This window comes from Paenibacillus sp. DS2015 (assembly GCF_050433705.1).
Classification (GTDB): Bacteria; Bacillota; Bacilli; order Paenibacillales; family Paenibacillaceae; genus Paenibacillus_AQ.
Genome location: NZ_JBNPWS010000006.1, coordinates 158,300 through 183,992 on the forward strand (window position 1 = coordinate 158,300; position 25,693 = coordinate 183,992).

General features: G+C 42.2%; 22 protein-coding genes and 1 other annotated feature. All 22 genes read left to right on the plus strand.

Annotated features, from left to right (window positions below):
• Positions 1-22: 22 nt before the first annotated feature.
• Positions 23-2,356 carry an endopeptidase La gene (gene lon, locus J2T13_RS08145; RefSeq protein WP_429370093.1) on the plus strand — a complete coding sequence of 778 codons (2,334 nt, stop codon included), beginning with the start codon at positions 23-25 and terminating at the stop codon, positions 2,354-2,356.
• 18 nt (positions 2,357-2,374) lie between these two features.
• On the plus strand, positions 2,375-2,992 hold the full coding sequence (gene yihA / locus J2T13_RS08150) for a ribosome biogenesis GTP-binding protein YihA/YsxC (RefSeq protein WP_429370095.1): 618 nt from the start codon (positions 2,375-2,377) through the stop codon (positions 2,990-2,992).
• Positions 2,993-3,203: 211 nt separating this feature from the next.
• On the plus strand, positions 3,204-3,791 hold the full coding sequence (locus tag J2T13_RS08155) for a non-ribosomal peptide synthetase module (protein ID WP_429370097.1): 588 nt from the start codon (positions 3,204-3,206) through the stop codon (positions 3,789-3,791).
• A gap of 269 nt (positions 3,792-4,060) precedes the next feature.
• The gene (gene speD / locus J2T13_RS08160; RefSeq protein ID WP_429370193.1) at positions 4,061-4,459 is read left to right on the plus strand and encodes an adenosylmethionine decarboxylase; all 399 of its coding nucleotides are present in this window, start codon (positions 4,061-4,063) and stop codon (positions 4,457-4,459) included.
• Between the two features lie 160 nt (positions 4,460-4,619).
• Entirely contained in the window at positions 4,620-5,147 is a 528-nt protein-coding gene (locus J2T13_RS08165) for a hypothetical protein (protein ID WP_429370098.1), read from the plus strand.
• A gap of 187 nt (positions 5,148-5,334) precedes the next feature.
• Positions 5,335-6,750, plus strand: coding sequence for a glutamyl-tRNA reductase (gene hemA / locus J2T13_RS08170; RefSeq protein ID WP_429370100.1), 1,416 nt, complete (start codon positions 5,335-5,337; stop codon positions 6,748-6,750).
• 14 nt (positions 6,751-6,764) lie between these two features.
• Positions 6,765-7,577 carry a cytochrome c biogenesis protein CcsA gene (ccsA, locus tag J2T13_RS08175; RefSeq protein WP_429370102.1) on the plus strand — a complete coding sequence of 271 codons (813 nt, stop codon included), beginning with the start codon at positions 6,765-6,767 and terminating at the stop codon, positions 7,575-7,577.
• Between the two features lie 112 nt (positions 7,578-7,689).
• Positions 7,690-8,337: a precorrin-2 dehydrogenase/sirohydrochlorin ferrochelatase family protein gene (locus tag J2T13_RS08180; RefSeq protein ID WP_429370104.1), complete on the plus strand. Its 648-nt coding sequence runs from the start codon at positions 7,690-7,692 to the stop codon at positions 8,335-8,337.
• A 4-nt stretch (positions 8,338-8,341) separates the two neighbouring features.
• On the plus strand, positions 8,342-9,298 hold the full coding sequence (hemC, locus tag J2T13_RS08185) for a hydroxymethylbilane synthase (protein ID WP_429370106.1): 957 nt from the start codon (positions 8,342-8,344) through the stop codon (positions 9,296-9,298).
• A 5-nt stretch (positions 9,299-9,303) separates the two neighbouring features.
• Complete coding sequence (gene cobA, locus J2T13_RS08190; protein ID WP_429370108.1) at positions 9,304-10,860, plus strand: uroporphyrinogen-III C-methyltransferase; 1,557 nt, start codon at positions 9,304-9,306, stop codon at positions 10,858-10,860.
• Between the two features lie 106 nt (positions 10,861-10,966).
• Positions 10,967-11,968 (plus strand): porphobilinogen synthase, encoded by a 1,002-nt coding sequence (gene hemB / locus J2T13_RS08195; RefSeq protein ID WP_429370110.1) that lies wholly within the window; start codon positions 10,967-10,969, stop codon positions 11,966-11,968.
• 30 nt (positions 11,969-11,998) lie between these two features.
• Positions 11,999-13,300, plus strand: coding sequence for a glutamate-1-semialdehyde 2,1-aminomutase (hemL, locus tag J2T13_RS08200; RefSeq protein WP_429370112.1), 1,302 nt, complete (start codon positions 11,999-12,001; stop codon positions 13,298-13,300).
• Positions 13,297-14,196 (plus strand): RluA family pseudouridine synthase, encoded by a 900-nt coding sequence (locus J2T13_RS08205; protein WP_429370114.1) that lies wholly within the window; start codon positions 13,297-13,299, stop codon positions 14,194-14,196. The genes hemL and J2T13_RS08205 overlap by 4 nt, the downstream gene beginning before the upstream one ends.
• Positions 14,197-14,329: 133 nt before the next feature.
• Positions 14,330-15,535, plus strand: coding sequence for a LysM peptidoglycan-binding domain-containing protein (locus J2T13_RS08210; protein WP_429370116.1), 1,206 nt, complete (start codon positions 14,330-14,332; stop codon positions 15,533-15,535).
• 121 nt (positions 15,536-15,656) lie between these two features.
• Positions 15,657-15,919: a binding site (T-box leader), on the plus strand.
• 73 nt (positions 15,920-15,992) lie between these two features.
• Entirely contained in the window at positions 15,993-18,659 is a 2,667-nt protein-coding gene (locus tag J2T13_RS08215) for a valine--tRNA ligase (protein WP_429370118.1), read from the plus strand.
• Between the two features lie 37 nt (positions 18,660-18,696).
• Complete coding sequence (locus J2T13_RS08220; protein WP_429370120.1) at positions 18,697-20,073, plus strand: bifunctional folylpolyglutamate synthase/dihydrofolate synthase; 1,377 nt, start codon at positions 18,697-18,699, stop codon at positions 20,071-20,073.
• A 7-nt stretch (positions 20,074-20,080) separates the two neighbouring features.
• Positions 20,081-21,448 carry a UDP-N-acetylmuramate--L-alanine ligase gene (murC, locus tag J2T13_RS08225; protein WP_429370122.1) on the plus strand — a complete coding sequence of 456 codons (1,368 nt, stop codon included), beginning with the start codon at positions 20,081-20,083 and terminating at the stop codon, positions 21,446-21,448.
• A gap of 172 nt (positions 21,449-21,620) precedes the next feature.
• Positions 21,621-22,829, plus strand: coding sequence for an SPOR domain-containing protein (locus tag J2T13_RS08230; protein WP_429370124.1), 1,209 nt, complete (start codon positions 21,621-21,623; stop codon positions 22,827-22,829).
• A 164-nt stretch (positions 22,830-22,993) separates the two neighbouring features.
• On the plus strand, positions 22,994-23,236 hold the full coding sequence (locus J2T13_RS08235) for a DUF4321 domain-containing protein (protein ID WP_429370195.1): 243 nt from the start codon (positions 22,994-22,996) through the stop codon (positions 23,234-23,236).
• Between the two features lie 23 nt (positions 23,237-23,259).
• On the plus strand, positions 23,260-23,862 hold the full coding sequence (locus J2T13_RS08240; RefSeq protein ID WP_429370126.1) for a Maf family protein: 603 nt from the start codon (positions 23,260-23,262) through the stop codon (positions 23,860-23,862).
• Between the two features lie 44 nt (positions 23,863-23,906).
• Positions 23,907-24,596, plus strand: a complete 690-nt coding sequence (gene radC / locus J2T13_RS08245; protein ID WP_429370128.1) for a RadC family protein — start codon at positions 23,907-23,909, stop codon at positions 24,594-24,596.
• A 36-nt stretch (positions 24,597-24,632) separates the two neighbouring features.
• Entirely contained in the window at positions 24,633-25,655 is a 1,023-nt protein-coding gene (locus J2T13_RS08250; protein WP_429370130.1) for a rod shape-determining protein, read from the plus strand.
• Positions 25,656-25,693: the final 38 nt, after the last annotated feature.

Genomic DNA, 25,693 nt, shown 5'->3' on the forward strand with positions numbered 1-25,693 from the left:
AGCAACTGGAGGTGCGAAAGCGATGGGGACCGGTAAACCTAAAGGTCGTCGTTTTCCTTTACTGCCTTTGAGAGGACTTCTTGTTTACCCAAGTATGGTGTTACACCTGGATGTGGGTCGCGAGAAATCAGTCAAGGCTTTGGAAAAAGCAATGGTGGAAGATAGTTTGATTCTCCTTTGTTCTCAATCTGAAGTGAACATTGAAGAACCAACACAAGAAGATATATTTAGGATAGGTACAGTAGCAAACGTAAGGCAGATGTTGAAACTACCAAATGGGACAATTCGTGTACTTGTAGAAGGAATGGAACGGGCTGAGATTCTTCACTATGTAGATAATGAGGAATATTACGAAGTAGTTGCCCTGGAACTTCCTGAGCAGGAGACGGATGATCCTGAGGTAGATGCATTAATGCGCGCCGTACTTAGCCAATTCGAACATTATATTAATTTGTCTAAGAAGGTTACACCCGAGACATTGGCAGCGGTATCAGATATAGAAGAGCCGGGTCGTTTAGCTGACGTTATAACGAGTCATCTCGCGTTGAAAATTAAGGATAAACAAGAGATTCTAGAAACGGTTGATGTTCATAAACGACTGGAGAAGCTACTAGATATTCTAAATAACGAACGTGAAGTGCTTGAATTAGAACGCAAAATAAGCCAACGGGTTAAGAAACAGATGGAGAAAACCCAGAAGGAATATTATTTGCGTGAGCAAATGAAAGCTATTCAGAAAGAACTGGGTGAAAAGGAAGGCAGAGCTGGCGAGGTAGATGAGCTTCGCGAGCAAATGGATAATCAAGAACTGCCGGATAAAGTCAAAGAAAAGCTTGAGAAGGAAATTGATCGTCTGGAGAAAATGCCGACGAGCTCAGCCGAAGGTGGCGTGATCCGCAATTATGTGGATTGGCTATTAAGTTTACCATGGTCGAACAAGTCGGAAGATGACCTTGATATTATGAAGGCTGAAGAAGTGTTGGATGAAGATCATTACGGGCTTGAGAAACCTAAGGAACGTGTGCTTGAATACTTAGCCGTACAGCAACTTGTCAAGAAAATGAAGGGTCCTATTCTTTGTTTGGTAGGTCCTCCAGGAGTTGGTAAAACGTCTCTAGCTAGATCTATTGCAAGAGCATTGGATCGTAAATTCGTGCGAATTTCGCTCGGTGGCGTAAGGGATGAAGCGGAAATTCGTGGGCATCGTAGAACCTATGTGGGGGCAATGCCTGGGCGTATTATTCAGGGTATGAAATCTGCTGGGACAATAAACCCAGTGTTTCTACTAGATGAGATTGACAAAATGGCGGCTGATTTCCGAGGTGATCCCTCTTCTGCATTACTTGAGGTGCTTGATCCAGAACAGAACAATACATTTAGTGATCATTTCATTGAAACTCCCTTTGACTTATCTCAAGTCATGTTTGTTACGACTGCAAATGCCATTCATAATATTCCCCGTCCATTATTGGATCGGATGGAAGTTCTTAATATTCCTGGTTACACGGAGCTCGAGAAGCTACAGATCGCGAAGCGTTATTTGCTACCTAAGCAACTAACTGGACATGGACTTGAGCCTGAGCAACTACAAGTAAGTGAAGAGGCTTTACTTTTAGTTATACGTGAATACACACGGGAATCTGGGGTTCGGAATATGGAACAACAGATTGCAGCGTTGTGTCGCAAAGCAGCCAAGAAAATTGTTTCTAATGAACAATTGAACATTATGATTGAACCTGATATGATAAAGGATTATTTGGGAATCGCTAGATTCCGTCATGGTATTGCAGATCTAGAAGATCAGATTGGAACAGTAGCGGGCCTTGCTTGGACAGAAGTAGGTGGAGAAACACTCATGATTGAAGTGACAGTTGTCTCAGGGGCGGGTAAACTTATTCTGACAGGACAATTGGGTGATGTCATGAAGGAGTCTGCACAGGCAGCATTTAGTTACATCCGTACTAAAGCTGATGATCTGGGTATTGCTGCTGATTTCCACGAGAAGAACGATGTTCATATCCATATTCCTGAAGGGGCTATACCGAAGGATGGTCCGTCAGCTGGAATTACGATTGCAACAGCGCTAGTCTCTGCTCTAACGAAAAGAGCTGTATCTAAAGATGTGGCCATGACAGGTGAGATAACCTTGCGTGGACGTGTATTACCTATTGGTGGGCTAAAGGAAAAGTCGCTTGCCGCTCATCGAGCGGGTTACAAGAAGATACTACTTCCTAAAGATAATGAACGAGATCTGCGTGATATCCCTGATAGCATAAAGAATGAAGTGGAATTTATTCCTGTAGCTCACATGGATCAGGTACTGCAACATGCGCTTGTAGAACAAACGAAAGTGTAATAGAGAGGAATTGTAACTATGAAAGTAACTAAATCCGAGTTTGTGATCAGTGCGGTTGGCACTGATCAATACCCGGAGGATGCCTTGCCAGAAATTGCTCTGGCAGGGCGTTCCAACGTGGGTAAGTCATCCTTAATTAACAAAATGATTAATCGTAAAAATCTAGCACGTACAAGTTCTACACCGGGTAAAACACAACAATTGAACTATTATCGTATTAATGATGAACTATATTTCGTGGATTTTCCGGGCTACGGATTTGCTAAAGTCTCTAAAGTACAGAGACAAGCTTGGGGTGCAATGATTGAGAAGTACCTCTTAGAGCGTGAGACGTTGAAACTGCTCTTATTAGTTGTAGATTTACGTCATCCACCGTCTAAAGATGATGTTATCATGTATGACTGGGTATCACATTATGATCTTCCTATATGTGTTGTGGCTACCAAAGCTGATAAAATTCCGCGGAGTCGTTGGGCAAAGCAAATTAAGCAGATGAAAGATTGTTTAAGTCTGCGTTTGGATCATCCGATGGTTTTGTTTTCATCTGACACCGGATTGGGTAAGGATGAATTATGGAGTATTATTCAATCGCACACAAGTAATAGAGATGAAGAAGAATCGGATGTTGAAGGATGAGCCAGCTCTATTTTTTCAACGCATGATGTAGCATTTTAACGTTTTAATGGTAGGAAAGTGAGCATCCTATAAGAATTTAGCTGTACAATCCAGATTAATCCGTTATTTTATGAAATACGGTGGAAAATCATCGGTTTGTTGACGAGAAATAATTCCAAATTGTGCTGTATAATATTACTTAGGATTGTTAAACAGAATTGGGGAGATTTTTATGGCTCAGCGGTTAGCCACAGAATATGTAAAAGCCACTGTACAGTTAACAGAACTTCAATTGAATCAGTTTCTGCATTCTGCGGAAAGCTACCACGTACAATCTCTGATCAAAGTGATAGGTAGTGGAGAACAAGAAATTGTACTCGAAGATGTGAATGGGGAGGAAGTTCATTTACCTATTGTATGTAATGATGGCGTATACGTCTGTGAGTTATCATGCCGCTTGGTGAACCCTCGATTGACGAATGTGGTGCGTAAACTTTTCGTTACCTTCAAAGGGCATGGAATGGTGAATCGTATTTATCAAGGATTCACAATGATGTATTATTATGAGCAAGGATCAGTCAGAAGAATTGCTGAAATTACACCTAAGGGTTCTCGCTTGGTATATGAATATAAGAACACTATGAGTGACTTGGAGCAATTATATCAATGCACTGAAGTGGAGAATGAAATATCGCTATTATACAGAGATATCAATTTTTGGCTAGATCAACGTAACAAAGCTCTGAGCGACGAAGATATTACTAACATTGACGTAATGCTACAGTTGTATAGCAATAAATTATTTTTTTTGGAAGCATAATGAGCTTATAAAAAATGAACTTTTTTCTATCACAGAAAAAAGTTCATTTTTTATATTAATTAAATTATATAAATTCCAAAAAAAGTATTGCATTTCATATCGATAGATGTTATTTTTAATCTCGTTGAAAAGAATAATTAGGAACCAGGATTCACTCAGGACATTATGTTACGAGAGATTATTCCCTCGAGAAGTGAATGACGTAGGTCCTAGCGGATGAAATTTTTCAAACATTTTATTCCTAGGAAGGGGGAAACCGAGAGATGGAAATGGAATACTCAACTTTCGGAAGACACGTTGCTGTAGATACTTGGGGAGTCGATTTCCGACTACTGAACGATGCTGAATTTTTACAATCTCAAATGGTGGAAGCTGCGGAGGCGTGCGGAGCAACGGTAATGTCTGTACAATCCAAACAGTTTGAACCACAAGGCGCTACTGTGCTGGTGTTATTGTCAGAAAGTCATTTATCGATTCATACTTACCCTGAAAGAGGTTTTGCAGCAATTGATTGTTATACCTGCGGTGAAACTGTAGATCCACAAATGGCTATTGATTATTTAGTGTCAGTGCTTAAACCTGAAAAAACTTATGCTAAAAAACTTGTTCGTGGCTTGGGAGAAATGACAGTTGAAACTCCTGTAATGAAACAGGTCGAACTCGTATAACAACGTCACTAATTTTTTTATATACGATAACCATGGAGAAGTCCATGGTTATTTGTTTTTTCACACCCCCATACAATGTTATATAGTCTATAGCTCGTTCTATAGATTGTTGATAACAGAATGACAAGTTATGAAGTTATGTATGGAACAGGGGGCGTTGATGTTGAGTAGAAGAAAGGGTAAAGATATTTTGTTTTTATGTGTGCTTATGGTGTTAGTTGCGTGTATAGTGTATGAAGGCTACCGAATGATGAGGCCTTCTGTGAAGCAAGAAGATGCGGGGAAGATGCTCTTTGAAGTGACACATTTCCAAATGGAGGTGCTAAACACTTCGCTGATGGAGGCACTCCAGGCCAGTCATACGGAGGATCTTAACGCGTTAAAACTTGCAGCCTATTCAGCCCATTACAGTCATGAACGAATGGTTAGAGCTTATGGTACGGATAACTTACAATCATTATCTGCTCTAAGGAAATTGCTCGATATGATCACCCAATGGCAGATCGGTGGGAACCGTCCACTTACTGACAATGAACATGAACTTCTGACGAAATATAGCACTATTTTTGCAGAGTTACTTCCGGGATACACCTTGCTTCTAGACAACAACAATAGAATCGTGGCTTCTCAGGCAGATCATATAAAGCAGATAGGGGAAACCTTAGAAAGTCTTTTCTCGGAGTCATAACGTGGTATACTTATTGTAGTTCCAACCAAGACTAAGGGTAGGTTTATTGGGATTCATAAACATGTCATAAAATCGACAGGTTGACTTGGGCGATTGTGATATAATTAACATATATAGTTTAAGAATGATGATCTATGTACAACATCATACTCGGATATTTATCATAATTGAGGTAGGTGACATTGGAATGCATATCGTTGTTGTAGGGTTGAATTATCGCACAGCGCCTGTTGAAGTGAGAGAACGGTTTTCATTCACTGACAAGGAATTGCCTGAAGCGCTGCACCAATTGAAGCTGACCAAGAGCGTGTTGGAAGGAGTCATTGTTGCAACCTGCAACCGTACAGAGATCTATGTGGTCGTGGATCGACTTCATATGTGTGGCTACTTTATACGTAGCTTTATGGAGCAATGGTTCGGTATTTCACGTGAAGAGTTCACGCAACATTTATATATTTATGAAGACGAACAAGCTATCTCTCATCTTTTTCGTGTCACTTGTAGTTTAGACTCGATGGTCATTGGAGAGACACAAATTCTGGGTCAAGTTCGTAATGCTTTCATAGAAGCTCAAACGAATAAGGCTACAGCAACTTGGTTTAATATGCTCTTTAAACAAGCGGTTACTTTAGGGAAACGAGCTCATTCGGAAACCTCCATCGGCGAGAGTGCTGTATCTGTTAGTTATGCAGCCGTAGAGCTAGGTAAGCGAATTTTTGGTATGTTCACGGATAAGAAAGTGCTTATTCTTGGTGCGGGAAAGATGAGTGAACTTACGGTGAAACATTTGTATGCTAATGGAGCAGATGAAGTCATTGTTGCGAATCGCACACTTTCGCGCGCTACTGAGCTCGCACAGAAGTTTAATGGTACACCGTGTACGATTGAGAGGGCTATTGAGCGAATACATGAGGTTGATATTATTATTAGTTCTACAGGTGCCGAGGAATATGTTCTTAATGCCTCACAGGTTAGAGAGAGCATGAAGAATCGTCAAGCTCGTCCGCTTTTCCTTATTGATATTGCAGTGCCACGGGACTTAGATCCAGCTATTGGTGATCAACCCAATGTATTTCTATATGATATTGATGATTTGGAAGGCATTGTAGAAAGTAATCTTGAAATGCGCCGTACCGAATCCGCCAAAATAGAAGTCATGATCAAAGAGGAAATGAACGTGTTCTATCATTGGTTGAAAACATTAGGTGTTAGACCTGCAATACGTGCATTGCAGGAGAAGTCTTCCATAATTCATGAAGAAACAATGGAAAGTCTGTTCAATAAGCTACCTGAATTGGACGACCATCAGCGTAAAGTGATTCGTCGCTTAACGAAGAGTGTCGTGAATCAGATGATGCATGATCCGATTAATCGGATTAAGGAATTGACAGGTGGTAATCAAGGAAACGAAGCATTGGATTTCTTTACTCAAATATTTGCTCTTGAGGACCAGATGGGTGATGACTCTGGAAATCAGGATGATAAGGTAGCTAGAGAATCTAAACGTGAAGTTAAACGTGAAGTTTCAAGTTTAGGGAGTAGGTATTCAGAGTTAATCTCTCCCCCTACCTACAATAAGTCGTTGACGCCAGCAGGTCTGTAAGGACGGTGAGAGGCATGATACTACTTAGTGGAATTTATGATGCAGGCATTTATATTTATGCCCTGAGCCTTCTGTTTTTTTTCTTGGATTGCATACGACGCAATTTGAGTGCGAAGCGGATGGGCACAGGGCTTCTTATAGTTGTAGGGTTAGTCCAATCTGCTGTGCTTGGAAAGAAAAGTTGGCAGGAAGGCAGGATTCCCTTATTTACTCTTTATGATTTTTTGCTTATATTTTCCTTTAGCTTAGTTATTTCAGCATTATGTATGAGCTTCTTTAAACGATCAGAATTTACCGTATTGCTACTTAGCGTTATTGGATTTTGTGTGATGGTACTTAATCGTCTGTGGTTTCCTGTAAGTGATAGTCTGCTTACAAGTTGGGAAGCGGTACATGGATTATTAATATTTCATATCATCCTTGCTAATCTAAGTTTTGCAGCATTTACTGTATCAGCCGTATTTGCTTCAATGTATCTATTTCTACACAGAAAACTTAAGAACAAAAAGTGGAATGATACGGTAAGACGTTTGCCTAGTCTCGATAAAATGGATAAATATTCATATTACGGTATGTTGGTGGGGACACCCATTCTCGGCGTCTCACTTATTGTTGCTGTATTATCTATTATTGCTGAAGGTCGATTTGCTTTATTCCTTGATCTGAAAGTGTTATCTACATTTGTAGGATTGGGTATATTTATATATTATTTTATTAAAAGAAACTCCAAGCAGAACTCAGGGACAACGATGGCGAAGTGGGCGTTGATTGGGTATGTTTTTATTATGTTTAATTTCTTGTTCAACTTGGGGTCTAATTTTCACTAATGGATAGATTAAACTAAGGTTGTGCTCAGAAGTTCAATTATTCCAATACAATATGTTGAACTTGAGGGTTGGTCTTTAGTCCAATCTATATGGATGGAGCGTGAGGCTAATAATGGCTACTTACTTGCCTATTATGCTGGACTGCGAAGCTCGACTTTGTCTCATTGTAGGGGGAGGAGTAGTCGCTGAACGTAAGACGTTGCGTCTCCTAGAAGTGAAGGCGGAGGTGACGATTATTGGACCTGAACTCACAAAGGGACTGCAAGAGATATTTGAAGCTGGGAAGATCCATTGGATATGTAGAAACTTTGAGTCGGGTGATACAGAAGGATATTCACTGGTTCATGCTACTACAGATAACGAGAGTGTAAACATACAGATCGCAATGGAAGCAAGTGTTAAAGGAATTCCAGTAAATGTTGCAAGCGATGCTACTGCAAGTACTTTTATGAATACAGCCTCGATGCAGCGTGGGCGACTTACGGTCGCTGTATCAACGGAAGGTGCGGGTCCTGGAGTAGCCGTTGATATCTGTTCCCTTCTAGAGGAACAATTCGGAGAAGAGTATGAAATCTATCTTGATTTTCTCTATAGGGTACGTACAGAAATCAAGCGAGTCGTGGCCTCTCCTAAACAAAGACAAAGGCTTTTAAAGAAATTGACTCAGTGTCATATTCTTGATGATATACAGCAGGGTATATATAAAGAGTGGAGTCCAGCAGATGTACTTGCATGGATTGAGAATAATGAGGAGGAATAGTGTAATGCGGACCATTGTAGTAGGTAGTAGACAAAGTGTGCTAGCGTTAACGCAAACAGGGCAAGTGATTCGTGACTTAGAGAACCTGTGCGCTGAGCATGGGTTTCATTTTGATTTTGAGGTTAAAAAAATTGTGACCAAGGGGGATCGGATCTTAGATGTGACTCTTTCGAAAATAGGTGGTAAAGGGCTATTCGTTAAAGAGATCGAACAGGCTATGATGGATTGTGAGATCGATATAGCCGTACATAGTATGAAGGATATGCCCTCAGAATTGCCAGAAGGTTTAATTAATGCTGCTATTCCGCGTCGTGTAGATAGTCGAGATTGCTTCATTTCTCGTGAGGGTTTGAGTCTAGAAGAACTTCCACAAGGAGCTAAGGTGGGAACGAGTAGTTTGCGTAGATCTAGCCAACTTAAGGCATATCGCCCAGATCTGCAGTTAGAGCCTATACGCGGAAACATCGATTCACGACTAGGAAAGCTAGAGAGTGGTGAATTTGATGCGATTATACTGGCGGCAGCAGGGTTATATCGTATGGGATGGGAGGATCGAATGACCTCTTATATTTCTGTAGATACTTGTCTTCCAGCGGTAGGTCAAGGTGCATTAGGTATTGAGTGCAGAGAAGATGATGAGGAGTTACGGAAGCTTCTTGCCCTATATAATGACGAGAAGACTTCTTTAACAGTAAGAGCTGAACGTAAATTTCTTCGTGTATTAAATGGTGGATGCCAAGTTCCCATTGGAGCTCATGCAATCTGGGTAAATCGTGTATCTGAGCACTCACAAGAAGAAGCAAATACGATACAATTGACAGGAATGGTGGGATCGCCAGAAGGTGACCTCATTCTGAAAGAAACGCTAATTGGGGACGATCCGGAGAAGCTGGGTCAAGCTGTCGCAGATAAACTAATATCTCAGGGAGCAGAGAAGATATTGGCACAAGTTAGGGGCTGATGTAGATGGTGGGGAAAGTGTATTTAGTTGGAGCAGGACCTGGAGATGCAAGATTGATTACAGTCAAAGGATTGCAATGTATCAAGAAGGCTGATGTCGTTGTTTATGACCGTCTTGCCAATCCACAACTATTGAAATCGATGAAGCAAGGTGCGAGAAAAGTATATGTGGGCAAGCTCCCAGACCGTCATACCATGAAACAAGAAGAGATTAACCAGTTATTGGTTGACTTAGCCTTAGAGGGAAAGATAGTAACTAGACTCAAAGGTGGAGATCCAACGATCTTTGGGCGTGTAGGTGAGGAAGCGGAACTGCTTAGACAAAACGGAATTTTTTACGAGATTATTCCGGGCATTACTTCGGCTATCAGTGTTCCAGCCTATGCGGGAATTCCAGTCACTCATCGTGAGATGGCTTCTTCATTATCTATTATCACAGGACATGAAAATCCAGATAAGCTTGATCAGTCTATTCATTGGGATAAAGTTACGAATGCAACGGGCACACTAATTTTCATGATGGGTGTGGCTAAGATTGGATACATCAGTCAGCAATTGATCACTCATGGTAGACCGGCTACGACGCCGGTGGCACTTATACGTTGGGGAACACGAGCAGAGCAGGAGACATTGGTAGGAACACTCTCAGACATTGAAGAGAAGGTGTTGGCTGCGGGTTTCAAAGCACCGGCTGTTATTGTTGTTGGGGATGTTGTGTTGCAACGTGAGCAGCTCAAGTGGGCAGAGTTCCTACCTTTGTTTGGCAAACGAATTCTTGTTACCCGTGCTCGTTCTCAGGCGAGTGAACTCGTAGATATGATTGAAGAACTGGGTGGAGAGCCTTATGAATTCCCCGTTATTGAGATTGTTAAATCTTCAGAACCGCAAGATGTATTAGGGATAGAGAATGCCTTTTCGCAATTAGATCAATATGATTGGATATTCTTCACTAGTACCAACGGTGTAGATTTCTTTTTTCAGCACTTGATGGAACAGCAATGTGATGTTCGGGCGTTATATAGAGCAAGAGTGATAGCCGTTGGTCCTGCAACTGCTGAATCGCTTAGATCAAGAGGAATTATTTCGGAACAACTTCCTGAACGCTTTCAGGCTGAGGGGATGGTCGATACGTTCGCTAATCAATTGCAGCCTGGGCAGAAGGTGCTTTTACCTAGAGGGGACAAAGGACGCTTGTGGCTACCAGAGAAGCTAACAGAAATGGGACTTGAAGTAACAGAAGCAGTGACCTATCAGACGATTATCAGTGGTGAAGATGATGATGAGTTGTTGAGGATGTTTGAGGAGCACAGTATTCATGCCATAACCTTCACAAGTTCTTCAACGGTAACGAATCTCTTGGAAATTATGCGGAGGATGGGAATTGAAGATCCAGTGAAGCAACTTGAGGGTATCGAAACGGCATGTATTGGAGAAATTACAGCTCGGACAGCTAAGGAAGCGGGTCTGTCAGTTGGAATGATTGCTGAGGAGGCTACACTTGCCAGTCTAGTGCAAGCTTTGTGCCACTGGAATGGCAATACCCAAACATACGCTAAGGTCTAATCACATATGCAAACCTTTTTAGGCTAGTCTTTAAATACTGATGACTAAGAAAATGAAGATACAACAGGATGCCCGTGCAGGCATAAATATTTAGGAGGCAATAAATATGAGTTTTCCAATGATGCGTCATCGTCGTTTGCGTCAATCCGTTGGCATACGTAATATGGTTCGTGAAACGGTTCTGAATGTGCAAGATTTAGTACAACCTATCTTCGTGACTTATGGAACTAACGTTAGAAATGAAATTTCCTCGATGCCAGGCGTTTATCACTTCTCCTTGGATACCCTAAAGACAGAAGTAGATGAAATTGCTGCTTTAGGAATACCGGCAGTGTTGTTATTCGGCATACCCGAAACGAAAGATAGTATTGGATCTTCTGCATTTGCTGAAGATGGCATTGTGCAAGAAGCAACAAGATTGATCAAAACTTGGTATCCAGAGCTATTAGTGATTGCGGATACCTGTCTATGTGAATTTACGGATCATGGGCACTGTGGGATGGTACATACATTTGAACATGAAGGTCATATTCATGGTGATGTACTAAATGATGAATCTCTTACTTTACTAGTTCAGACAGCGGTCTCTCAAGCCAAAGCAGGAGCCGATATTATCGCACCTTCTAACATGATGGATGGATTCGTACATGCGATCCGCAGTGGATTGGATGAGGCAGGATTTGAGAATGTGCCGATTATGTCTTATTCGGTTAAATATGCTTCAGCCTTCTACGGTCCGTTTCGCGAAGCTGCTGATTCAGCCCCTCAATTTGGAGATCGTAAAACCTATCAAATGGACCCTGCAAATGTCAGAGAAGCGCTTAGAGAAGCAGAATCAGACGTACTTGAAGGTGCAGATATGTTAATGGTTAAGCCTGCGCTCGCTTATTTGGATGTCATGCGCATGATCAAAGATCAATTTGATCTGCCATTAGTTGCTTATAATGTTAGTGGAGAGTATTCCATGGTTAAGGCTGCTGCATTACAGGGGTGGATTAACGAGAAGGCAATCGTCCAAGAAATGTTGACGGGAATGAAGCGTGCAGGAGCAGATATTATCATCACTTATTTTGCCAAAGATTCGGCTCGCTGGTTGCTTGAACGATAAATTTACTTAGAGATGATAGGAGTGTCGAGAATGAGCAATGGTTCTGGTATTCGTAAGGAAGAGGCTTCACGCACAGCTTTTGAAGAAGCGAAACAGTACATTCCAGGTGGAGTGAATAGCCCGGTACGTGCGTTTAAAAGTGTTGGGCTTACGCCCATCTATGTTGAGCGTGGTGAAGGCTCAACCATTTATGACATCGACGGAAATAGTTTCATAGATTACATCGGTTCTTGGGGACCCTTAATTATGGGACATGCCCATCCTGAGGTCATCTCAGCCATTCGTGAAATGGCTTTGAAGGGCACAAGTTTCGGTGCTCCAACCTTAATTGAGACGGAAATGGCAAAGCTAGTCTGTGAACGTGTGCCGTCCATTGATATTGTAAGAATGGTCAATTCGGGCACTGAGGCGACGATGAGTGCGATCCGTTTAGCGCGTGGTTATACAGGGAGAAGTAAAATTTTGAAATTTGAAGGTTCTTACCACGGACATGCTGATAGTTTACTAATCAAAGCAGGCTCGGGTGTTGCAACGCTTGGATTGCCTGATAGTCCTGGTGTACCTGAAGGGGTAGCAACGAATACGATCACAGTTCCATATAATGATTTAGAATCTGTTAAAATCGCATTTGAACGGTATGGTGAAGAACTAGCCTGCATCATTGTTGAACCTATCGCGGGAAATATGGGGGTTGTCCCTCCTTTACCTGGATTTTTACAAGGGTTACGCGATATCACTAGCCAGTATGGTTCCTTGCTCATCTTTGATGAAGTGATGACTGGATTCCGTGTGGATATAAATTGTGCGCAGGGACTGTACGCGATTACACCAGATTTGACTTGCCTTGGTAAAGTTATTGGTGGAGGTCTACCTGTAGGGGCATATGGTGGCAAAAGAGAGATTATGGAGCAAATATCGCCAACTGGACCTATTTATCAAGCGGGAACACTTAGTGGTAACCCATTAGCTATGATCGCAGGATATACAACGCTTAAGTTGCTAACGCCAGAAGTATACGCGCAATTAGAAGCACGTGCTACACGCTTGCAGGCTGGATTTGAGAGCAATGCTCAGAAGCTAGGAGTTCCGGTCACCATTAACCGTGTAGGTTCGATGGTATGTCCATTCTTCACAGATAGCGACGTTATTAACTTCGACACGGCTAAGAGTAGTAATATTGATCATTTCCGCCGTTATTTCGCGGCGATGGTTCAGAATGGCGTTAGCGTAGCCCCTTCCCAGTTTGAAGGAATGTTTGTGTCAGCTGCCCACACGATTGAAGATATTGATGCAACGATTGCGGCCAATTATAAGGCTCTCGAAAGCCTTTGAGTCATCTAGTGAACTGGAGCCGACGAGGTGAATGGCTGGAATTGATCCCAGGAAAAGCGATCTCAAGTGCGGGGGATCCTGACACTGCAGTACTGGATTGGTTACTTCATTCAGCACAGATGCCTGAGAAGCTGTTGAAGCGCCTTAAACATGAGAAGAAGATTCAATGGAAAGGTGATCGGATACAACTACATCTTTTTCCCTCTCAACCTTTAGGAATTGCACCTGTTTGGCAGGAACTTGAGATTCTTTATGAGGATGATTTCTGCCTAGTTGTTCACAAACACGTGGGAATGCCGATTCACCCCGATGGTCGTGCAGGGTTAGTCACGCTTGATCATGTTGTGGCTGCTCATTATGAAGCTACGGGTCAAGAAGTGGCAGTAAGGCATATTCATCGGTTGGATCTGGATACAACAGGTCCTGTGCTTTACGCAAAGAATGAATGGGCCCAATTAAAGCTAGATGAAGATATGCGACATAAAAGAATTGAACGTAAGTATGTTGCTTTCGTGGAAGGAAACGTTAAGCAGAGTTTATCTGTGATAGACCTTGCTATTGGTAAAGATAGACACCATCCACAGCGACGTCGTATTTCTTCCACAGGCCAGACAGCGATTACCCATGTTCAGCTTGAGGAAATATTCAAGGAAGTCAGCCTAGTTCGTCTTAGACTGGAGACAGGAAGAACACATCAAATTCGTGTTCACTTAAGTCATGTGGGGCATCCGCTGGTAGGGGATGCGTTATACGGTGGTCATACTACTATAATGACAAGACAGTCGCTACATGGCGAAAGATTAGCTTTTACACATCCAATCACCCAAGAATATATTGAAATTGATGATCCGTGGCCAGAAGATATGCTTGAATTGTACGATCTTTTACGAGCATAAAAGGAGTGGATAACGTCAAAAGAGTCATGCTCTCCTTTTTATAGCATATAAATAAAATGAGTTAAGAATATTGGGCTCATGCCGTGAGTAGACTCATGGTTATAAGAATATGCCAAAAAGGAGGACGTTAACTGTGTTTGACCAGTCCTACGGTTTGCGCTTTGATATTTATGAACGTATACAACTATCGGACAATGTTGCAGGAATTGCCGAGCTAGAGGAGATTGAACTACTTCCGCATATTCAGGTGATCAGTCAAGAAGACCAAGCTACTTTACGAGGTCATTTACTTTTGACTGGTTTGTACAGAGGAGAAGGTGAAGAAGAAGGGACGCAGCGTTTGGAACACTTCATTCCTGTGGAAATTACCGTTCCCTTGAGCCGCGTTACTTCGCTTGATGAAATTGCTGTAGAAATTGAGAATTTTGATATTGATCTTCTATCTACGCGCAGTCTTAACATCACAGGTGTTCTTTCTTTGCGGGGGATCGAGGCTCCACCCATTGAGCAGTCTACATGGAATGCCGATGAGTTTACGGTTGTGCACGCACCAGATTGGCCGATAGATGATGTGTTAAGTGCTCAGTCTTCATCGGAGAACAACGCCCACACAGAACAGTCAGGCAAGCTTCACGATCCTGATAAGGTAAGTAAGGACACGGACGTTATATCTGACCACGAGGTTAGGGAGGATTTACCTGAGAGATCCGTATTACATACGGGTAACGAATCCAATGATGCGGATAGGGCTGCAAGAGTCTCGAATGTATGGCATTTCGAACCCGAAGATGAGACGGAATTGATGTATCCTGAGATTAACATGAATTTAGTAGATGCAGAAGTGAGTGGAGAAAACCAATACGGTGGGATCTCATTAAATTCACTGGAAAAAGACAGCGAAGAAGAAACGAACTCTCCTTTTACAAGCGCGCATGGCATTCACTCTACTGAGTCGAGTGATGAGAAATTGGAGATGCGAGTAGCCTTAGGGACTAAGCAACCATCAGTGGAAGCGAAAGAAAACTTTGGATTGTCATCTATCTTGTCATCTAGTCGTTCGAGGAGAGAATTAGAACAACAAGCTCAGGAAGTACAACAATTAGCGGAAGAGATCGAACTGGATAAAGGTGGGGCTGAGGACGTACAATGGAAGAGTATTTTTCTGGGTAGTTCATCAGAAAAAAGCCCATTTAGTAAGGTTCGGTTGTGTATAGTACAAAGGGAAGAGACGCTTGATATGATTGCAGATCGATATCAAATGAGCTCGCGAGAGCTACTTCTATACAACCGCCTATCAGAGCAGACGATTGAAGAGGGGCAAGTTCTTTATATTCCATAAGTGTAGGATTGGACTTATATTTGGTGAAGAACCCCGTACATTCTTGATGTATGGGGTTCTTCATAATTTTGAGAAGTTGACTAAGAACATCTAGCAAGTTATTATGGAGTAGAATATTTAATTAGAAACTGTGAACGGGAAGAGTAATTAGAATGCCCATCAGAGAGCGGAATTGCAGCGCTGAAAGATTCCGTGGGGTACAGACTAATGAAAGTCACCCTGGAGTTGCCTATTTGAGCCTTTGTGCATTTCTGTGCATATTTATAGGGTAGAATAAGCCGGTTGCAGCCGTTATCTGTATGAGTGTCGTGTTTAATTAGGGACTTTGCCTGATTTTCGCGAAACAAAGGTGGTACCGCGAAAGAGTAACCTTTCGTCCTTTGAGGACGGAAGGTTTTTTTGTGTTTTTGGCTGATGATTTGGCTATGATGATTATATGTAATGGGGGTATACAATAATGACTGAGAATGAATCGAAGATGACGGCTGAGATGCCGACTACGTATGATCCAAAGGCAGCCGAGCAGAAGTGGTATAAATACTGGATTGATAATAACTTCTTCCAGGCTGGACAACGTCCAGATGCAGAGACCTATACGATTGTAATTCCACCACCTAATGTGACGGGAATGCTCCATATTGGTCACGCTTTAGACTTTACATTACAGGACATTCTTGTCCGCACGAAGAGAATGCAAGGGTATGACACATTGTGGTTACCAGGAACGGACCATGCGGGAATCGCTACCCAGACGAAAGTAGAGCAAAAGCTACGTGAGCAGGGTATATCTCGTTATGATTTAGGGCGTGAGAAATTTCTGGAACAAGTATGGGAATGGAAAGATCAGTATGCAAATACGATCCACGAACAATGGGCAAAAATGGGACTATCCCTTGACTATTCTAAGGAACGTTTCACCCTAGATGAGGGGTTATCTAAAGCAGTTCGTGAAGTATTCGTTAAACTATACAATAAAGGTCTGATCTATCGCGGTAAATATATTATTAACTGGGACCCCGTGGCTAGAACAGCATTATCTGATATCGAAGTAGAATACAAAGAAGTACAAGGGCATCTCTATCACTTGACCTATCCACTCAAAGACGGAAGTGGTCATATCACTGTGGCTACTACACGGCCAGAGACGATGCTAGGGGACACTGCTGTTGCTGTTCACCCTGAGGATGAACGTTATAGCCATTTGATTGGTCAGATGCTTGTGTTGCCCTTTGTAGGCCGCGAAATTCCTATTATTGCCGATGAATATGTAGAGAAAGATTTCGGTAGCGGTGCTGTGAAGATAACCCCTGCCCATGATCCGAATGATTTCGAAGTGGGACTTCGCCATAACCTACCTCAGATTACTGTTATGGATGAGAGCGGTAAGATGAATCAACAAGCAGGCCCATATCAAGGACTAGATCGGACAGAATGCCGGAAGCAAATTGTTAAGGATTTGCAAGAGGCAGGTATTCTTAACCAGATCGAGGACCATGTTCATCAAGTAGGGCACAGTGAGCGTTCAGGAGCTGTAGTAGAGCCTTATCTATCTACGCAATGGTTCGTAAAAATGAAGCCTTTAGCTGAGAGAGCTATTGAAGCTCAGAAATCAGGGGACGGTGTTAATTTCGTTCCAGATCGATTTGATAAAATCTATTTGCACTGGATCGAGAATGTTCGTGATTGGTGTATTTCGAGACAACTATGGTGGGGGCACCGTATTCCGGCTTGGTATTGTGAGTCATGTGGCGAACTACATGTTGCTTACGAGGATGTAGCGGTCTGCACCAAATGTGGATGTACTGAACTGAGACAAGACAATGATGTACTTGATACGTGGTTCAGCTCGGCATTGTGGCCTTTCTCTACTTTAGGCTGGCCGGATACAACAGAAGACTTGAAACGTTATTATCCAACGGATGTACTCGTAACGGGTTATGATATCATTTACTTCTGGGTAGCTCGAATGATATTTACAGCGTTAGAATTCACTGAAGAAATTCCTTTTAAAGATGTGCTTATGCATGGACTCGTAAGAGACGCCGATGGACGTAAAATGTCCAAGTCACTTGGGAATGGAGTAGATCCGCTTGATGTAATCGAGCAATATGGCGCTGATGCTATGCGCTACATGATTTCAACGAGCAGTACTCCAGGGCAAGATTTACGTTTCCGCTTGGAGAAAGTTGAACAGGCTCGTAATTTTGCTAACAAAATATGGAATGCCTCTCGCTTTGCTCTCATGAACTTAGAAGGATTCACATATGATGATATTGACATCACAGGTGACTTGAAGACGGCAGACCGTTTCATATTGCATCGTCTGAACGAAACTTCGCGTGATATTACGCGTCTAATAGATGCTTACGAATTTGGTGAGACAGGGAGGTTGCTCTATAATTTCATATGGGATGACCTCTGTGATTGGTACATTGAGTTCGCCAAGCTTTCTTTATACGGAGAAGATGAAGGTTCCAAGAAGACAACTCAATCTGTTCTTAGCTTTGTGTTAGATCGGACATTACGTCTGATTCATCCATTCATGCCGTTTATCTCTGAGGAAATATGGCAACACCTTCCGCATTCAGGAGATACCATCACTTTGGCTGCGTGGCCTAAGTTCGATGCAGCTTTTGTGGATGATTTAGCAGTTACTGAGATGAATACGCTGATGGATATCATTAGGACGGTTCGTAATATACGTGCAGAAGTAAATGTACCTATGAGTAAAAAGGTAGAGCTAATCATTAAAGCAGGGGATGCTAACGTGCTGAATATTATTAGCCGGAATGAAGAATATGTGAAGCGTTTCTGTAACACATCAAGCTTCCAAGTAGGTATTGATATGCCTGCGCCAGATAAAGCGATGTCTGCTGTTATAACTGGAGCTGAGTTATATTTGCCACTAGCTGGGCTAATTAATATCGAAGAAGAAATTGTACGTCTTGAGAAAGAAGTGCAGCTCTTAGATAGTGAAGTCGATCGTGTGGAGAAGAAACTGAGCAATCAGGGATTCGTATCTAAGGCGCCTGCTAAGGTCATCGAGGAAGAACGTGCTAAGCAAGCGGATTATTCGGATAAACGTAGTAAAGTGCTAGCAAGAATTGAAGAGTTAAAAGGCTAAGGACACACTATATTAATGGATCTGAAGGTGAGAATGCATGGGGGATCATCTTGGAGCTGAACTTCAGACTCCTTTGACAACATATACAGAAGCGGTAGATTGGATTAATGGCTTGATTCCTTTTGGAATTAAGCCTGGATTGTCACGTATGGAAATGATGATGGACCTGTTAGGTCATCCCGAGCGGAGACTCAAATTTATACATGTTGCTGGAACCAATGGAAAAGGATCAACATGTGCTTTTTTGACTTCTACACTTTTACAAGCAGGATATTCTGTGGGTACATTCACATCTCCATACATCACAAAATTCACCAATCGATTTCAGTATAACGGCGAAGACATTCCAGAGGAAACCTTGTTAGAGCTTGCGAATCGATTACATCCAATAGTGGATAAAGTTTCGATTACATCTGAGGGTTCGCCCACTTTTTTTGAAATATCTACAGCACTGGCTGTGTTATATTATGCTGAGGTCTGTGTTCCTGATGTGGTCGTATGGGAGACGGGGCTTGGGGGAAGGCTGGATGTAACGAACATTGTAAATCCGGTTGTTTCTGTCATTACGAATGTAGGAATGGATCATACAGATATTCTCGGAGATACTCTGACGCAGATTGCTTCTGAAAAAGCAGGGATTATTAAACCAGGTGTGCCCGTCGTTAGTTGTGCTGAGCAGCCTGAGGTAATAGAAGTGCTAAAAGAAACAGCTGCTAGAAATAAGTCGACGTTATATCTTGCAGGGGATCAATTTAAGGTCCATCGTTTCAACTATGAGGGAGGATTACAATCCTTTCAATTTGACGGACCCTTTCGTGAACTCAAGATCGATATCTCCATGAAGGGTGAGCATCAGATTGCTAATGCTGCTGGGGCTATGATGGTACTTGAATTATTACGTCAATATAGTGCCTATGTTATGGAAGATGAAGATATACTCAAGGGTTTCAGAGATACATTCTGGGCAGGACGTCTAGAAGAGATGGGTAGTTCTCCAAGAATTGTTGTAGATGGTGCACACAATCCTGAAGGTGCCATGTCTCTTGCGAAGAGCCTTCCTCAACATTATAACTATCGATCATTAAATTTGATGATGGGGATGCTCTCCAATAAGCATCATGAATCCTATATGAAGCATATACTTCCTATAGTGGATACCTTAATTCTTACTGAACCTAATTTCCGTAAAAAAATGGATGTTTATTCATTACTGGACATTGTAGAGCGGCTTAAGCCTGACTATGCCAAACCGAACTTGCAAATTATTGTAGAACCAGATTGGAAACAAGCACTAGAAATATTGAAGTTACGGACGGAAGAGGAGGATCTTGGGGTGATATCCGGTACATTGTACTTAATTGCCGACGTGCGGGGATCTCTCTTAAATCAATCCGATTCTGAAAAAGGTTGGTGAATAACTGTTGAATACTTCAGAACATGTTCATTTTATAGGTATTGGCGGCTACGGTATGAGCGCCATTGCACGAGTCATGTTAGAAATGGGTTATACAGTCACGGGTTCTGACGTGGCTTCACAAGAGTTGACAGAGAAATTGGCTGCTAAAGGAGCCAAAATATATATCGGACATGTGGCAGAGCAAGTACATGGTGCTGATCTAGTGATCTATTCAACTGCATTGTCTAAAGATAATGTAGAAAGAGTAGAGGCAGAGAATCTTAACATTCCAGTCTTGCATCGTTCCCAAATGTTAGCCAGACTACTTAATGAACGTAAAGGAATAGCTGTCGCAGGTGCTCATGGAAAAACAACAACTTCCTCTATGATTGCGCTCGTAATGGAGAAGTGTGGTGTAGACCCAACCTATATTATTGGTGGGGAAATTATGAATATGGGTACCAATGCGAAAGCGGGACAGGGAGAACATGTGGTAGCTGAAGCAGATGAAAGCGATGGTTCATTCCTTCAATATCATCCATGGCTTGGTGTTGTAACTAATATTGAAGCAGATCACTTGGAGAATTATAATAGTGACTTCGAGCAGCTCAAAGAAGCATACGTCCAGTTTTTGAATCAGATTAGAGAGGATGGAATGGCTGTTGTATGTGGCGATGACCACAATATTCAGTCTATTCTTCCGAGTCTAAGTTGCAACATTACGACGTATGGTATTAAATCAGATGCTGACTATATGGCAAGTGACATTATTCTTGGAGACCGTCGTGTTTCTTTTACTCTGAGTCATTTAGGTGACATGCTAGGTAGTGTGGAATTGCCGGTACCAGGTCTTCACAATATTTACAATGCTATGGCTACAGTGGTTGTCTGCATAAAGGCGGGTATACCTTTTGCTTCTATTGTAGAAGGGATCTCTGAATTTCATGGAGCCAAGCGGCGCTTCCAAGTACTGGGTGATCAGAACGGTATTCTCATCATTGATGATTATGCTCATCATCCAACTGAAATAGAGGCTACAATTAGCGCTGCGAAGGCAACAGGCAAGCGAATTATAGCTGTGTTTCAGCCTCAGAGATATAGCCGAACTTTTTTCTTGCTTGATGCTTTTAGTCGTGCTTTTAGTGAGGCGGATGAAGTCATTATTACAGACATCTACTCACCTGCGGGTGAGTTGCAAATAGAAGGTATTCACTCAGCTAAATTAGTTGAGCTCATTGTAAAGAATAGTAACGCAGGCGCTAGATATCTTCCTACTAAAGAAGAAGTGCTAGAGGACCTGAAGAAACGTCTAACATCTGGAGACTTAGTGCTAACCATGGGGGCGGGTGACATCTGGAAAGTTGGAGCTGAACTCGCCAAAGATATGAAATGATATGTGAAATAAGACTGTATCTATATTGTTAAGAACACACTATATATAAAAGGCAAGTTAAGGATATCCCCCTTAATTTGCCTTTTTTTATATATAACAGATAGTGAACATATCTTCTCGGAATCTATCATATAACTAATAATAGAAGATGAGACAAGGTGAGGTGTTCACGGTGAACAAAGCAAAAATGACATTCCGATTTGATGAAGGAAAACGTCTGCCAGATCTACATGAGGATAGGAGTGGTGAGCTGCAGAAGGGCGAGGACCTGCCCTCTTTAGAAGTTCCTAAGATGCGTAAATCTCCCCATATAGCGATAATACCTGAATCGATGGAAGGTTGGGGTGATCCCTTCAGTAAGAGGGACCATTGGGAAACGATGCTGACACTCGATAATCTTGAGCAACTAAATGATTCTAAAGAGGCAGAAGCTGACTCCTTATACGAATCAAATTCTTTATACGAATCTAACTCTGTATACGAAATGAATATTCAGTCGAACGAGGTGGAGAATGAGAACTCCAATAAGGAGTATTATGGAATACACCGTCCACGCCGCCCTACTTCATTGTGGAAGGTATTTGGAACTGTAACGGCTGCCGTTGTTACGGGAGGGTTGTTTGGATTTGTAGTGCTCTCATTTTTTGATATAGGCGATATAATGGGGCAGGATGCTGTGCCTGTGTCAATACAACAATCTGACATTGTCAGTAGTCCCGAACAAGGTGGAGCGGGAGAACAGCTGATGACGGTTATGGTGAATATCGAACCTCAGACTTACTATATGCTACAGTATGGTGTCTTTAGCAGTGTAGACAGGGTAGAACAGGCCAAAAAAGAACTACAAGGCATAGGTCTTGCGGCAGGGAACGATCCTGATCAAGAAAATCGTGTTTATGCAGGAGTATCTCCTGACCGGGAGCAGGCTAAATTGTTAAGCAATCAACTGAAGACTCAAGGTGTAGAGTTATATGTGAGAGAGATTCAATTGCCTGCGGCTACTGAGCTTGCCTTCGCTGGAGACTCAGAGAGCATCAGTCAATACTATACTGTTAGCAGTGCATTAATTTCCTCATTAAGTAATATTTCCGCTACGCGACTTGGCATTGAACGTCCAACAGCTTTGAATAGTGACGAGACGAATGAGTTAACGAAATTACATCAGCAATGGATCGAGACTATGAAAACCATGCAGGGTGGAATTACAGTAGAGGCTGCCGAAATAGGTAAACAAATGGAACAATCTATGAACAGCGCTCTGTCTTCTATGACAGAGTATAATAAGAATATGTCTAAAGGGCATTTATGGGAAATTCAGTCTAATATGATGCAATATATTATGGGACAGAAACAATTAATAGATAGGATCAAAAAGAGCTAGAGGATTGAGAAGGGTCGTTGTTTAATGAATTTAAATATAAGCACAGAGGGTTCAATCCGTTAGGGAATATGGAAATACTTCCCCCTATCGGATTTTTGTTTGTATTGAAGTTGAATTAACCGTATAATAATGTGAGTGTCAAAAAATGGCGAGGGAAGAGAAGAATGAAGAAAAACAAAGGTTTACTATTATTGTTTCTTCTGCTTGGCTGGCTAGTAGGGGCATGGATTGCTAAAGCGCTTGAACCTGTCAAAAGTCTTTCTTTTCTTACTGCATCAACCATGATTAAATGGTCACCTCAAGCAAATTTAGACATTATTAGCTATGATTTTACCATTCAAATGAAACTCAGCCTGCTTAGTTTGATCGGCATCATTGTCTCCGTGTGGCTGTATCGCAGACTGTAACTAGGACAAAAAGGAGAACTCCATTGATATCACAACAATCACGTCGAATTATTCTAGCTTCAACTTCACCGCGTCGGCAGGAGATTATTGCCTCCCTATGCATCCCATATGAAATACAGCCTAGTTTTGTAGACGAGGATACACCTCCAGACTGGACCCCTCGACAAATCGTTGAGGGATTAGCTTTACGCAAAGCAGAAACGGTGTATAATAAGGTCTCACACGTTGAGGAACCTTGCATTGTAGTAGGCAGTGATACGATTGTGCTGTTAGACAATCAGGTCATGGGTAAACCCAATGACGATAATGAAGCATATGAGATGTTGTCATTACTTCAGGGTCGAACGCATGAGGTATATTCAGGTGTAGCATGTATTGATGCAGCGACTGGAAGAACATTGGTGAATCATCGAGTAACCTCAGTGACAATGAAGTCCTTGTCTGCACAGACCATCCAATCCTATGTTAACAGTGGGGAACCATCGGACAAGGCCGGTGCTTATGCTATTCAAGGGCTTGGTGCAACACTGATCGATAGAATTGATGGCTGTTATTTCAATGTTGTGGGATTACCGGTATCTCTTCTCTCAGATATGTTATCGGAACTGGGCCTAGACGTATTATAATGCTAGTGTGTGTTGTTTGAGATCAATGGAAAGAGGGGAAAGAAGTGGAGTCGCAATCTATTTTATTACGCGACATCCCCCATGAAGAACGACCTAGAGAGCGCATGATGCATTATGGGGTAGATGCCTTAAGCCATGCTGAATTGCTGGCTATATTGCTACGAACCGGATCTTATCAGGAATCGGCTATTCACTTGGCTCAGCGTATTTTGAATCAAGTGGGAAGTATTAGGAATCTGGTAGACCTCAGCATCGAAGAATTAACACAGATCAAAGGAATTGGGAATGCTAAAGCTGTTCAGATCAAGGCAGCTATTGAATTGGGACAGAGATTGGTCAAAGCACGTATGGGCGATCCAGTGACCATTCGTAGTCCACGTGATGCAGCAGATGTTCTCAGAGAGCAATTAAGGTATTTGCAAAAGGAACATTTCATTTGTTTGTTTCTAAATACAAAAAATCACATCATTGCCCAAGAAACGCTTTCCATTGGGAGTCTAAATGCCTCCATTGTACATCCACGTGAGGTGTTTCGGGCTGCTATCAAATGTAGCAGTGCATCTATTGTATGTGCACACAACCATCCGAGTGGAGATCCGACGCCTAGTCCCGAAGATATCTCTCTGACATCCAGATTAGTGGAGGCAGGGAACATTGTGGGGATTGACGTATTGGATCACATTATTATTGGTGATGGTGAATATGTGAGTTTGAAGGAAAAAGGCATGATGTAATATAAAGTGAAATTGATGAGAAAGGGAGATTACAGCATGTTTGGTAGTTTCACGAAAGACTTAGGAATTGACTTGGGGACTGCGAATACACTCGTGTACGTTCGTGGCAAAGGTATTGTTGTGAGAGAGCCCTCTGTGGTGGCTATTAGACTAGATACGAAGAGCATTGAAGCGGTTGGTGAATCAGCCAAAAAAATGATTGGTCGTACACCTGGTAACATTCAGGCAATCAGACCGATGAAAGATGGCGTTATTGCTGATTTTGATATCACAGCAACGATGATTAAATACTTTATCAAACAAGCTCAGAAGCAACGTTCATTATTTCAACGTCATCCTAATGTTATGGTATGTGTACCTTCAGGTATTACGGCTGTAGAACAACGTGCAGTAGAGGATGCTACGAAGCAGGCAGGAGCACGTGAAGCCTATATTATAGAAGAGCCATTTGCAGCAGCCATTGGTGCAGATCTTCCGGTGTGGGAACCCACAGGAAGCATGGTGGTCGATATTGGTGGAGGAACGACTGAAGTAGCGGTCATCTCCCTTGGTGGCATTGTAACAAGTCGTTCTGTTCGCGTAGCAGGCGATGAGATGGATGAGTCTATTATCCAGTATATTAAACGTCAGTATAATTTAATGATAGGGGAACGTACTTCTGAGCAGTTGAAAATGGAAGTGGGCTCTGCTCTACCGCTAGAACAAGTGGAGACGATGGAAATTCGTGGTCGCGATCTAGTGTCGGGTTTACCTAAGACGATTACAATTACCTCGGATGAAATCAGTGAAGCACTAGGTGATACAGTAAATGCCATTATTGAGGCTGTTAAAGTAACACTTGAGAAATGCCCGCCTGAACTTGCAGCGGATATTATGGATCGTGGTATTGTATTAACAGGTGGTGGAGCACTCTTACGTAATTTGGATAAATTACTTGCTGAAGAAACGGGTATGCCAGTTATTGTAGCGGAGAACCCATTGGATTGTGTGGCAATTGGGACGGGTAAGGCACTTGAGAACATTCATTTGTTTAAATCCTCTGCTAGATCAAGACGGTAGGATGGATGTGTGTCAACCCCTAATATGGGAGAGAAATC

Bases quoted from the DNA above. Each gene is read 5' to 3' on its own strand.
- hemA (WP_429370100.1), top strand. From the start codon at position 5,335: ATGCATATCGTTGTTGTAGGGTTGAATTATCGCACAGCGCCTGTTGAA.
- ccsA (WP_429370102.1), top strand. From the start codon at position 6,765: ATGATACTACTTAGTGGAATTTATGATGCAGGCATTTATATTTATGCC.
- yihA (WP_429370095.1), top strand. From the start codon at position 2,375: ATGAAAGTAACTAAATCCGAGTTTGTGATCAGTGCGGTTGGCACTGAT.
- J2T13_RS08215 (WP_429370118.1), top strand. From the start codon at position 15,993: ATGACTGAGAATGAATCGAAGATGACGGCTGAGATGCCGACTACGTAT.
- J2T13_RS08165 (WP_429370098.1), top strand. From the start codon at position 4,620: ATGTTGAGTAGAAGAAAGGGTAAAGATATTTTGTTTTTATGTGTGCTT.
- J2T13_RS08155 (WP_429370097.1), top strand. From the start codon at position 3,204: ATGGCTCAGCGGTTAGCCACAGAATATGTAAAAGCCACTGTACAGTTA.
- J2T13_RS08220 (WP_429370120.1), top strand. From the start codon at position 18,697: ATGGGGGATCATCTTGGAGCTGAACTTCAGACTCCTTTGACAACATAT.
- J2T13_RS08180 (WP_429370104.1), top strand. From the start codon at position 7,690: ATGGCTACTTACTTGCCTATTATGCTGGACTGCGAAGCTCGACTTTGT.
- J2T13_RS08250 (WP_429370130.1), top strand. From the start codon at position 24,633: ATGTTTGGTAGTTTCACGAAAGACTTAGGAATTGACTTGGGGACTGCG.
- hemC (WP_429370106.1), top strand. From the start codon at position 8,342: ATGCGGACCATTGTAGTAGGTAGTAGACAAAGTGTGCTAGCGTTAACG.
- hemB (WP_429370110.1), top strand. From the start codon at position 10,967: ATGAGTTTTCCAATGATGCGTCATCGTCGTTTGCGTCAATCCGTTGGC.
- cobA (WP_429370108.1), top strand. From the start codon at position 9,304: ATGGTGGGGAAAGTGTATTTAGTTGGAGCAGGACCTGGAGATGCAAGA.
- hemL (WP_429370112.1), top strand. From the start codon at position 11,999: ATGAGCAATGGTTCTGGTATTCGTAAGGAAGAGGCTTCACGCACAGCT.
- speD (WP_429370193.1), top strand. From the start codon at position 4,061: ATGGAATACTCAACTTTCGGAAGACACGTTGCTGTAGATACTTGGGGA.
- J2T13_RS08235 (WP_429370195.1), top strand. From the start codon at position 22,994: ATGAAGAAAAACAAAGGTTTACTATTATTGTTTCTTCTGCTTGGCTGG.
- lon (WP_429370093.1), top strand. From the start codon at position 23: ATGGGGACCGGTAAACCTAAAGGTCGTCGTTTTCCTTTACTGCCTTTG.